The 12848-nt window shown below is 40.0% G+C and carries 5 protein-coding genes; 4 read left to right on the top strand and 1 reads right to left on the bottom strand.

Features of this window, described 5'->3' with window-relative positions; all coding sequences use genetic code 11:
• Positions 1-18: 18 nt before the first annotated feature.
• On the top strand, positions 19-2016 hold the full coding sequence (locus BLV86_RS10445) for a sensor domain-containing diguanylate cyclase (RefSeq protein ID WP_090816944.1): 1998 nt from the start codon (positions 19-21) through the stop codon (positions 2014-2016).
• A 74-nt stretch (positions 2017-2090) separates the two neighbouring features.
• A complete protein-coding gene (locus tag BLV86_RS10440) occupies positions 2091-2567 on the top strand; it encodes a hypothetical protein (protein ID WP_031549647.1) in 477 nt (158 codons plus the stop codon).
• Between the two features lie 70 nt (positions 2568-2637).
• On the opposite strand, the gene BLV86_RS10435 is transcribed toward BLV86_RS10440, so the two are convergent.
• Positions 2638-6303, bottom strand: coding sequence for an AMP-binding protein (locus BLV86_RS10435; RefSeq protein ID WP_090816941.1), 3666 nt, complete (start codon positions 6301-6303; stop codon positions 2638-2640).
• 460 nt (positions 6304-6763) lie between these two features.
• Between BLV86_RS10435 and BLV86_RS10430 the strand changes: the two genes are divergently transcribed.
• Entirely contained in the window at positions 6764-6952 is a 189-nt protein-coding gene (locus BLV86_RS10430; RefSeq protein WP_031549643.1) for a hypothetical protein, read from the top strand.
• 318 nt (positions 6953-7270) lie between these two features.
• The gene (locus tag BLV86_RS10425; protein ID WP_175456505.1) at positions 7271-12550 is read left to right on the top strand and encodes an EAL domain-containing protein; all 5280 of its coding nucleotides are present in this window, start codon (positions 7271-7273) and stop codon (positions 12548-12550) included.
• Positions 12551-12848: the final 298 nt, after the last annotated feature.

Here is a 12848-nt window from a genome sequence, read left to right as displayed (position 1 = left end):
TATACGGAGTCTGTATTTATGAAATACGTTGAAACCACAGCTGATAAAAACTTAGATGATATTCTTGCAGAAAACAGGGGCCTGTATGGAGAATCCAACCTGATCGTGTTTGTATCTGGAGAGGAATTACATTTGGCTGCCGATAAAATATATTCAAATTTCCCAGGAGTCGATGTAATAGGCTTCCATTCCTTCATGTTCCGTCATGGCTCAGTTGATACAAACGGAACAGTACTGATGATCTTTGATAAAAACTCAAACGAATATGATTTTCAATTTGGCATCATCAATGGAATAAGTGCGAATCCCATAAAAAACGTTCTTTCCATTCAGAAACAGGTTGAAGATTTAAAGCCCGGTGAAGGAAATACAGTTTGCTTTGAGTTCTGCACAGGTAACGAGGACCATCTGCTTACGACATTAAATTCCATTATTAAGGATCATGGAATCATTGCCTTTGGACTCACTGCCGTGGGACAGAAGCTGACTGATCAGAGCTATGTTTTTTACAACGGATTATATTTTGATGATGCCTGTGTATATGTGATGATAAAAAACAACTGCGGAAGGATCATCACCTACTCTCAGAACATCTATATGCCTCATGATGACAGCAGGATTTATATTGCTACGAAGGTTGACAAGAAAACCCAGACCCTGCTTGAACTGAACGGACGTCCGGCTGCAGAAGTCTACTGTGAAGATCTGGGACTTCCCATAGATGAAATTGAGTCTGCATTTCCATACCATCCGTTGTGTAAGGTGATCGGTCAGAATACCTATCCGGTTTCAGTAAGATCATGCATAAAAGACGGTGGTCTTACACTTTTTAAACAGATAAACCAGAATGATATGCTTTATATAGCAGATCTTGGTGATTATAAAAAGATCATAACCGATCATTTTGAGAATTTAAAAAAGGATGTTCCCAATGCTTCAACCATAATGACTATTGACTGCATTTACAGATACATGCTTTTTGAAAATGAAAACATGCTTGACTGGTATGCGAATTTCCTGAATAAGGCAGGAAGGCAGTCGCTTGGAATAATGGGAGCCGGTGAACAGTATGATCTCCAACACTGTAACCAGACCATGATCAGTGCTGTTTTTGTACATGATAAAGATAAGAAGCAGGAAAATATTGAAGCTTCTCCTAAAAACGAAAACTCAATGTTCTCGACCTTTTCATATATCAGGAATGAGGAGACAGGACAGGATGAAGGATCACTCAGTGAGAGAATTTATCCGCTGGATTATATGATCAATTACATCAGAAGTAAAAAAGACAGTATAGTCCAGGAAGAAACCTCCATACTGAGTAAGATCGTTTCAGGTCGTCATGATTTAAGACAAAAAATGCCGGACAACCCGAGTTATGAGGAATTATATAAATTGATCATGAGGCTGATCCAAGAAGGCAAGGATATTGCAGACACCTTAGCCACCATAAACCTGCATATAGAAGACATTGGCAATATGCTGGATCAGACAGAGTACCTTATCAATGATGTGGTATATACAGACGGACTTACAGGATTAAAAAACAGAACTTTTTACAATAATCTCGGTGATGACTTGTTCAATGAAGCCGAAAAGAAATCAGGCTTATCTATGGCATTTTTTGACATAGATGATTTTAAGCATTTTAATACCGATTTTGGTCATGATTTTGGAGATGAAGTACTTAGAAGGCTGGCTCAGGAAATAAAGCGTTTCTTCATTACCGACACTAACATACATATCATCAGAATGGGCGGAGACGAATTTGTGGTTCTTAACCCGGCAGCATTATCCTATGAAGACTTTGTTGACCGTATGGATAAAGTGAGGAAACATATCTCTGAATACAAAGTAGAACATGATGGTAAGACTGCCAGTCTTACTATAAGTATAGGTATGGCGGATTCCCGGAATGAAGAAATATCCAATTTGTGGAATCTGTATCGTGTTGCAGATATGAGACTGTATGAGGCCAAGGATTTAGGAAAGAATGCTCTGAAGGCTTATAATTAAAAATTAATTTCCGGACAGAATACCGATATATATTAGCACATAACACAGGATTACGTTAAGGAAAGAAGCAGACCATGAGATTAAAAACAATACTTATAGTTTTGAGTACAGCAGTTATCCTTGCAACTTCAGGCTGCAGTATAAAGCCTGAAAAGAAGGCTGTCACGGAAAAAGAATTTACGTCTGCAGTGGAAGAAATCGGACTCGAAGTGAAAGATGATACCAAAACCTACAGTGATACAGTGGGTGTAGTGACATCTCTTTACGGACTTAAAGAAGACCGCAGTGAATCTTACATGTTTTTCGTATTTAAAACCGCTGAAGATGCCGGAGTCCAGTACGATATACTTCGTATTCAGATAGGAGATACGGAAGCTAAGAATAAATTTGAAACTGATTTTTCAGGAACAAACTATTCAGTTTATAAGGCAGAATTTGATGACCTTTACTATCATGTCTGTCTGGTAGACAATACCCTGTTCTATGGATCTTCTGATAAGAAAAATAAAAGCGCAATTGAGAATTTTGCCAAAAAACTCGGATACGATTAAAAAGATTCAATAGCTCAGCTGAAAAAAAGAAGTGAAGAGCCGGAGGGATTTCCCTCCGGCTCTTACCGGTTTATTTACCCGGCTTATATGCGCTGGTGATATTTACAACTGCAGGTATCATGTCATCACCGGCAGTGGTGCCTGCATAGCTTCTGAGATGATTAATGAAGGAATCCTGATCGGTTTCAACATTCATTACAAGCCTCATCTCTCGGATATTCTGATCAAACTCAAGGAATGAGTGACACTTCTCTACTGTAGGAAGCTCCTCAAGAGCATGTTCAAGAGTGCCGAGATCATAGTACTTACGGCCCTTTGAACCATCAGTGAGTACAACACGTCCGCTGTTCTCAAGGAAATCAATACGTCCGTCAATCATGATCCTTGCGATGATGCCTGTATCATAAAGCTTTCCTTCACGCCATGGATCATTGATGACTTCACTGCTTTCAACAGGAGGAACATCCTTTATAAAGAGCTTACCCCATGAACCGAAAGGCTTCTTTGAGTAGTGGTCATCAAGAATATAAACCTTAACCTTGTCTGAGCTTGGAAGCTTAATGAGTTCCTTTCCGGCCTCGGCATTAAGCTCACCTGCTGTCACACTGTATAAGTGTGGATAAGCCTCATCCGGAAGGTGATATTTAACCTTACGGGCACTTGGCTCAGAGGTGAAAGCATTAAGTACAGACTCGTAGCATTCCAGGAAGAGTCTCAGCTGATCCTCATCAAATCTGTTCTTCCAGAAACGAAGCTCCACACGGTAGCCAATGTTGTCCTCATGCACATTCATATGGAATGGAAGAGAGTCAAGCTGCAGGTGTACAGGCTTTGCAGGAAGTCCACCGATCTCAGGAATGTATACGATATCACCCTGATACTGGAAGAACATCTCGCCCTCACGGCTAAGTGCGATAGGACTCTGCATTGAATCCATGATCTGCTTACCCATACGCTTCAGGAAAGTATTGGAGGTTTCGTGAGGTATGCGCTGTGAGCGGAGATAATAGGTTTTAAAGAGACATCCGCAAAGTCTTCTCCAGCGACCGTCGGTACGTCCTGAGTGGATACTGCAGGTGGTTACGTCATCTTCACCTGCGAAAAGTCCTACAGTATAGTTGAAGGAAGTCAGGAAGAGAACATTTTCCGAAACACCGTTAAGCTTGCAGAAGTTCTGTATCTTTCTCTTGGAAGTCTTGTCAAAACGCTTACGGATAACACCCTTATCAGCGTGGTTCAGATCCTCCTTGTCCTTCTTGTTAAGAAGTGAACGCTGAAGCTTGTAACCATTCATGAGATTACCGTAATAATCGGTACCCTTACGGACACCTCCATCCTTTATCATCTGACAGTCATCAAGAATGTAGTCATAAACAGTGTAAACTTCTTTTTCAACAGGCTTTCCGGCATAAGCACGATTCACGTCCTCAAGAAGTATGTTCATGCTTATTCCGTCACCCATAATATGGCTCACATCAAAGAGCATAAACTTACGGGTTTCTGTTCTGTATAAGCTTATATGGTAGAGTTTGTCCTGACCGTCATACTTGAAAGCCCTGAGAAGGCTGTTCTCTGTTTCCTGCCACTTTTCATCCGGTACATCAATGATAGGAACCTCGGGCTCCCAGTCATCATGACGATATAATGCAAGATAGTGGGTCTCGGGATCAGGCTGTATCATTCCCTTTACACCCGGATGAGCGTTGATGGTTTCAACTATAGCTGCCTGGAGTCTTTCAAGGTCAATGTTTGGATCCAGTTCAAATGTGAATGGAAGATTTCCTGTTGTATTTCCCGGGATGACATAAGCAAAATACATCATCATGCCGGTAAGAGGATACTTGTCCTGATAAGGATGAACCTCCATGCCCTTGGTTACTCCAAGGAAGTCATCCAGCTCCTTGACAGTATGGTTGTTGAGGATATCCTGGTAGCTTAGGATCTTACCCATCTGGGACTCGACCTCTTCAATGAGCTGAATACAAGCCATGGAATCCATGCCGGCTGCAAAGAGGTCAGTAGTGATACCGATCATATCATTGTCAATAAGACCTGAAATGATCTCGATAAGCTTCTTTTGGTTCTCATTCTCAGGCTTAACGATTACATCCTTCTGGTTTACAACGTCCTTACGCTCTGCCTGAACCTTGCTTCTGATGATCTTCCTTGAAGAGGTCTTCTCAAAAGGTTTATTTCTGATGACAACATCAGAAATTCTTGCGAAGGTAGGAAGCTCCTGATTATGTGCTGTAACAAGCTCCTTTACGGCAGCCTTGATATCCTTGATGCCGTTATTGTCGGCATATTCAAAGTTAGGATATACCTCGGCGATGATCTGATCATTTTCTTCAAGGGCAACGATATCAGTTACAAGCATGTCTCCGTCAAAGAGGTTCTCAATGGTCTCGGGAGAAACGTTCTCCCCATTTGACAGGATGATGAGATTCTTTTTACGACCTGTAAGGTAGATGAAATTATCCTCATCGATACGTGCAAGATCACCGGTTCTCAGCCATCCGTCTTCGGTAAAGGCCTCCTTTGTTGCCTCAGGATCCTTGTAATATCCCATCATTACAGACGGACCTTTAACCTGGAGTTCACCCTCCACAAGTCGGGTCTGGCAATTTCTTACTATGATACCGACACTGCCGCGTTTTTCCGGACGATCATAAACAGGAACTGAGATTTTAGGAGAATGCTCGGACATGCCGTAACCCTGTCCCACACGAATGTTAAATCCGGCAAGGGAATCCATAAGTTCTGGAGCCAGGAATCCGCCGCCTCCAACAAGCTTGTAAAGTCTGTCCCCGAGAACCTCCTGGCGAACAGAATCTATTGACCATTCAGGATGCTGCTTTTTTGTCTGGTGAAGACGGTTATTTACAAGCTTCAGCATCATAGGAACCATTCTTATGGAAGTAGGACGGAAAAGCTTGATGTCTTTGAAAAGCTTTTGAAGTGAAGTTGAAACTGCCAGAGAGGAACCGTAACGCATAAGACAGAATACGTCTCCGTTAAGGCAGAATACATGGTGTATGGGAAGAACGTTAAGTGCGATCTCATGGTACTGATCGCCCAGAAGATCATTACAGAATACGTTATCAATAAGGCTTGCGTTGGAAAGCATTACTCCCTTAGGCTCACCTGTGGTGCCGGAAGTAAAAAGGAGGATACCGCAGTCCTCACTTCTGGACTTGTCTGTAAAACTGCTTCCGGTGTAAGTCTTACGAATTGTAGATACACTGTCCTGATTGATTATATTCTGGATACAAATGAATTTCTTAACATTGGAATTGTTCTCTTTAAGATAAGATACCTGTGAGATATTCTCAAAATCATAAAAGAGCACGTCTATGTCAGCCTTGTTGACATTTCTCAGAAGATCCTGAGCAGAAAGCTGAACATCAAGCGGGGTGGCAACTCCGCCTGCACCGTTAACACCGAAAAGTGCGGCAAGATAATTGAAACCGAGACGTCCGTAGAAGCCTGCATGCATAGCGTGACCAAGGGATTCCGTCTCCTGAGATGCCCATTCACCTACTCTTTTTGCGGCATCCAGAAGATCTGCATAACTTCTTTCATATACAGTATCCTCATGTGCCCAGGTAAGGAACATCTTGTCATTAAAAGCCCTTGCTGCGTTTTCGAGAAGCTGGTAGAGACTGTGAGTTTCTTCGAAACGTACCTCTGGGTAGCCTGCGTTATCGATGACGATCTGGTCATAACTGTAATCCATTTTACTCTCCTTTTCAGATCAATAATTTGATCAGGTAAAATTGTTAAAAAGAATCAGTATCCAATATGAATTTAAGTTTTACCTTAATTCGTATTTGAGATAATGAACATAATGTTCAAATTGTGTTCATTAACCTTGAGTAAAATTATATCAAAAAATTTAACTATTGAACTAGGAAAAACCTACTAACATTTTAGATTAATACTTGAAAAAATGGAACATTCTACACAAAATATTAAAAATTGAAATTAAAATATTGTATACACTCAACCAAATTTGATTAAAATTTAATGAAATTGATCTGGGGCTCTTTTAAAATGCGGAAAATGGATTATAATATGTCAAACGGTTTGCAGAAGGCAGACATATCAGCATAATGGCGGGACATTAGGTTCGGATAAAAACCATGACGATATTTTTTTATTCCCGCAGGATTAAAAATTCAGAGAGGTTTATAATAATGAGCGCACAGTCAACAGAAGAAATGGTAAAGAACAATAATCTTGTTTATGTAACGGATTGTGAAACAGGAGATAAGATGAAATTTCTTGTTAAAGGCTTCAACAATCCATTTTATGGCAAAATGATCGGAAACGATGTGACAGTTGGTTCAGACAGATATGTTATCGAAGGAATCATTGCACAGTAAATAAATACCTGGAGTATAGTTTTTGGGGCTGTGTACTTTTCTGTGCCCTGAACACACAGAGAAGAATATTTAAACAGGAAAGCTACGAAAACATCTAAAATAATTATAGAGAACATCAAAAAATCCGGTCGACAGTGTAACTGCCGACCGGATTTTTTTATAAATAAGATCCTCATGAATCTTTTATAAAAGAAAAAATGTGTCGACAATATTAATGATGAGGGAAGCTATATCTACACACATCATTACGGATAGCAAAATTAATTCATGGGGATGAAACGACACGGTAGCCTGCATTACCGTTCATTGGTGCATAAAATGATGAATCACAGACTACATAAAGGAAAAAACATCATATTAAATGGTTTGTCTGCTATGCCGGGAGGATTTTTTATCTATCGCGGTGGTGACAACGATGAAATTTTGTATGTTAATTCTGCTTTATTAAAGATATTTGAGTGCGAAACCGAAAAAGAATTCATGGAGCTTACCGGCGGTACATTTACCGGCATGGTTCATAAGGATGATTACAGTAAGGTAAAGAAGAGTAAAAATATTCAGACTGAAACCGACAGTGATCAGTTTGAAAAGGTACGCTACAGGATCGTTACAAAAAATGGAAATATAAAATACATTGAGGACTTCGGAAGATATTATAAAGATGATGACGAAGGCCCTCTTTTCTATGTCTTTCTTTCGGAAATTCAGCTGATGAAAGATCCTCTTACATCACTTTCAACAAGATGGGGCTTTTTTATCAAGTCGGAAAAATTTATTAAAGATATAGCCAATGTGATGGATAGCCCTGTGATACTTGCTCTGGATCTAAGCGGAATGAAGGGATTTAATGCAAGATACGGTACTCGTGAGGGCGATAAATTTCTTTGCATGTTTGCGGATCTTCTGCGTAAGTTTTTTGGTGATAACTGTGCAAGATTCGGTGAAGACCATTTCTTTGCCATAGCTCCCCATGAGGGAATTGAGGGGAAACTTGACAGTTTTATTCAGGAGCTTTGTGAAATCAACAACGGTATAACCCTGCCCGTAAAGATAGGTATGTGTATCTGCCATGAGGGAATGTCTGTGCATTTGGCCTGTGATTACGCAAGGATGGCATGTGAAGCCCAGAAGGTACAGTATGGGTCAGGTTATGGAAGCTTTGACGAAAAGATGGGTCAGCATTATGCCAGAGCAGAGTATATACTCAGCCATCTGGATCAGGCTCTTAATGAGGGATGGATACACGTTTATCTGCAGCCTGTCATAAGAGGACTATCAGGAAGAGTCTGCGGATTTGAAGCATTGGCAAGATGGATAGACCCGATTTATGGATTTATTACTCCGGGAGATTTTGTACCATTGCTTGAAGAGAACGGGCTATCCTATAAGCTGGATATCTTCATGGTTAAACGAGTTGTGGAGTTACAGGGCAGGAATCTGAAGGTTGGAAATCCTGTGGTACCTGTTTCCGTCAACATATCCCGGTCTGACTTTGATTATTGCGATCCTGTGGATATCATTATAAATACCCTTGAGGAACATAATGTTCGCAAGGATCTCATTTGTGTTGAGATAACCGAAACGACTCTTATGAATGATAAGGGTCTCATCAAAAAGGAGATTAAAAGGCTTCATGAGGCAGGAATAGAAATCTGGATGGATGATTTCGGATCAGGATATTCTTCTCTTAATGTTCTTAAAGATTTTGAATTTGATGAGATCAAGATCGATATGCAGTTCATGAGGGATTTCAGTGAAAAGTCCAAAACCATCATAACCATGGCGGTGAAGATGGCAAAGGAGCTTGGAATCCATACCCTTGCAGAGGGGGTTGAAACTAAAGAGCATTTGGAATTTCTGAAGTCCATTGGCTGTGAAAAAATACAGGGCTATTATTATTCAAAGCCTCTTCCTGTTTCGGATATCAGAAGATATCTTTCGGACCATGGGCTTATCATGGAGACCAGGGAAGCCAGATCTGTTTATGAAAAAACAGGTCTTATTGATGTTGTCCAGGATAAAGCACTTGCTCTGTTTTTCTATGACAGGACAAATTTTAATCTTTTATTTTTTAATAAGAAAAACGGGGATTACATCGGTGGTGATAAAGAATTATCTGCTTCAAAAATAGAGGCTGATATCAATGCCGAAGGGACATTTGTATATCGTAAATTCCGGGAGCTGGCAGAAAAATGCATCAACAGTCATCAGGAAGAGATGACGGTTTTTGTTTCCGGAAAAATATATTTTGAGTTGACCTTTAAGGTTATTGCGGACAGCAGGCAGGGCTATATGATTCTGGCATCTATTGATGACAGAAAATATGAAGAAAGTAAACAACTCGAAATGCATGACTATATCATGAGGAATGTGATTTCTTCGTATGACTGCATTTATTACCTTGATTATGCTGAAGACACCATAACCGTCATTTATACAAATCTTTACAATGAACAGGTTGGAAGTGTAACTAAGGGGATTGGGGATTTTTATAAGAATTACCGTCAGAGATATATCCATCCGGATGATATGGACAGATGGAAGACGTTTACTGATATAGAACGTTATACAGATCCCTCGTCTCAAAACAAAGACAGGATCATAAGAAATATTTTCAGGGTGAAGAATCCAAATGGCAACTATGTATGGACGAAATTCATGGTTGTCCTTATTTCCGGTGGTAAAGATAAAAAAGCTATAGTCTGTGTAAGACCTTCAACAATCGAGCAGGATGTGAAGGTTTACGGGGAGTTTAAGGATAAGACTTTAAACTCATCAGAGATCACAGGTGATGAGCTTATGGATGCTATCAGACTGAATTCTGAAATATGTTTTTTCTGGAAGGATAAAGACAGAAGATTTGTTGGTGTTTCTGATGCCTTCCTGAAATTCTATGGTTTTGATTCCGCGGATGCGGTTTTGGGAAAGAATGATGAAGAAGTAGGATGGCACATTGACGATACTCCATTTATGACAGATGAGGAGAGGGTACTCCTAAAGGGTGAGATCATCAGAAATTCCATTGGGCAGAATGTCATTGATGGTGTAACACACTATATTGCCGCCACAAAATTTCCGGTTTATAACAACGGAGAAATTGTGGGACTGATGGGATACTTTATTGATATTAATCAGGACGTGATGTCTGATACCTCTCTCAGGGATCAGAGTCAGAGAGATCATGTTACCGGTCTCATGAACAGCTATGGACATATGGTTACTCTGTCTCAACTGGGTGACAACCTGAGAACCAACGGTGAAGACTTTACATATGTGCTTCTGGACATTCCTGAATTTGAAAACATCAGGGAAGATTACGGAAGAGATATAGCGGAGAAATTTATCAAGGTTATCGCAAAGTACATTGTTTTCAGTTTCGGACGTGTAACCTCGGTTTTCCGCTTATATGGCTGCTGCTTTGCCGTATGTAAGAGAAATACGTCGAAAGAAGATATTATCAGACGGGTAGAGCTTTGGAAGAAATATGTCAGCTCTATAAGAGAAATCGAATCCAGGGAGATAAGAGTCCATGGTGAATACGGTATCATTAACGGATCTGAATGCTATGATATGCAGGATGTTTACGAAGGCGCAAAAAATGATCTGAACAGGAGAATGAAAGGAGACAATGAAAATAATACCGGGCTTTTAGATATCGGCGGATACTATGAAAGTTTGCCTCTTCCGTATTTTGTGGCAAAAACTGTATTGAGTGAAGATAATAAGACTCCTGTCGATCTTGAATATATTTATGTTAACGGAAAATATTGTGATGCCACCGGAAAGAAAGCGTCAGAGCTTATTGGTCATTGCTACACAGGAATATTCTCGGATCTTCGAAGCAGCAACTGGATCAGTGTCGGATACAGGGCATCTATGGGTGAATATATCCATGACAGATGCTATAGCTTCGCCTTTAAGCGTTGGGTGAATTATATTGCAGCGCCGGCTTCACATGCAGGCACATTTTCAATAGTAATAGTGGATTATAATGATGAAAATCAGCCGAAGGAAAAAATGATATCTGTTCAGGAGCCAAAAGAAGCTGTCAACAATATGGAGCTGTATGATCATAGTACAAAGACAGAAAAGGGTGGTGGATATAAGAACGATAAGATCGATGACATCAGCTTCCGTATCGCCAAGATACTGAGCGGAGATGATGAATACGAAAAGGCTATGAACGCTGTCATCAATATACTAAAGGAAAACCTTGAAATTGACCGCCTGTACATCATGGAGTGTACTGACGAAGGTATCAGCAATACCTTTGAGTGGTGTGCTCCGAATGTGAGGCCCGTCATCAGTAAATGGCAGAATGTGGAGCTTAAGACGTATGTGACAGATTATGAGGTATTTAAACCCGGTCAATGTATCGTGATAAATGATTTGGAAAAATATAAATACGTTAATCCTTCAAGAGCCTTAAATATGATAAGTCAGGGAATCAGAAATGCTGTTGAAGCGCCGTTCTTTAATGACGGCAAGCTTCTCGGATTTATCGGTATTGACAACTATAAGGGAGATGAAGAATACGTAAAGAAATTACTTGAGAATACTTCGTATTTCATAGGCTTCAAGGTACACAATAACGCACTTCACAGGAAGAATAAAGCTCTTTATCTGGCAAAGGCTCTGAACAAAGACGAGGCGAAAAAGGAACAGGAAGAGCAAAAGGTCACAGGGTATGATAATGGTTATTATATTCCTGATCCAAACACAGATCTGCCTGTGGATTATATTATCGGTAAGATAATACTTGACAGCACAAATCTTCATCCTTTAGATTTTGAATTCCTGTATGTTAATGACAAATTCTCCAGGAAGGTTGGAAAAAATCGGGATGAGATAATGGGCCGGAAATTCAGGGATACCTTTTTCAATGCTGACCCCACATGGGTTACCGATGGATATCAGGCGGCTTTACATGGCAAAACCCTGACGGGACGAAAGTACAGCGTACTTGGAAAAACTTGGGTTGATTACCGTATGGTTCCGGGAAGTGAGGAAGGTACCTTTATTCTCATACTTATGGATATCTCTGAAAGCTACAATAAAGAGATTGAAATGGAGAGGGAAAACAAGAAGAATGAATGCCTGGTTGAAATTGCAGGTATACTTGCCTCACAGGAAAGTCACAGGGTTGTTATTGATGATGCCCTTAAGACGCTTGCAAAATTCTTCTATGCTTCAAGGGTTTATATCGTTATGAAGGATGGAGAGGAAACGAAAACAGAATTCCAGTACTGTTCAAAGGGCGTAAAGCCCAATGACTATAATTTTAGTGATATAGATAAGGATTTCATAGAACACTGCACGGAGAATCTTCGTGAATATGAAAATATCATAAGATTTGATGTTGAATCCATAAGGGAAACGTATCCTGAGGTATATGATAAACTCAGATATCTGAACGTACGAAATATGATAGGCATCCCATTTTATCAGGGAGACGATATCATTGGAGTTCTTTGCATTGAAAATTATGAAATAAGCAGGGTTGATGATACCGGAGGCTTTATAAAGACGGCATCGGAACTGATCTTCTTCAGGTTGAATTTATTACTAACTCAAACTTCCCACACCCAAAAGGTGTGATGCACCTTGAAAACTCTATACTTTAGACAAATAAAAAGGCATAGGTCGCTTTCAAATAAGGTATAATGAATTTACCACAAAACATTTACCAAGAAAGGACTTACGCCATATGCATATCTTACCACAAGGACAGCACTCAGAGGAAGAAATTAATTGCTCAGTTTCGGATTTTATTTCAACCTTTAAGGTAGGTAACTTACTCCGTAAATGCAATGCCGAAAAGCAAAAGGGAATCCCTGTAATAAATATCTTTCGGTATAAGTTTGTAAATGTTTTTTCAAGAAGCAGCATGTACATG

Source organism: Oribacterium sp. KHPX15 (assembly GCF_900107835.1).
Taxonomy (GTDB): domain Bacteria; phylum Bacillota; class Clostridia; order Lachnospirales; family Lachnospiraceae; genus Oribacterium.
The sequence above is the reverse complement of the archived record's forward strand: the minus strand, read 5'-3'. Positions and strand labels throughout refer to the sequence as shown.

Coding starts and splice junctions, on each gene's coding strand:
- BLV86_RS10445 (WP_090816944.1), top strand. CDS start 19: ATGAAATACGTTGAAACCACAGCTGATAAAAACTTAGATGATATTCTT.
- BLV86_RS10435 (WP_090816941.1), bottom strand. CDS start 6,303: ATGGATTACAGTTATGACCAGATCGTCATCGATAACGCAGGCTACCCA.
- BLV86_RS10425 (WP_175456505.1), top strand. CDS start 7,271: ATGATGAATCACAGACTACATAAAGGAAAAAACATCATATTAAATGGT.
- BLV86_RS10430 (WP_031549643.1), top strand. CDS start 6,764: ATGAGCGCACAGTCAACAGAAGAAATGGTAAAGAACAATAATCTTGTT.
- BLV86_RS10440 (WP_031549647.1), top strand. CDS start 2,091: ATGAGATTAAAAACAATACTTATAGTTTTGAGTACAGCAGTTATCCTT.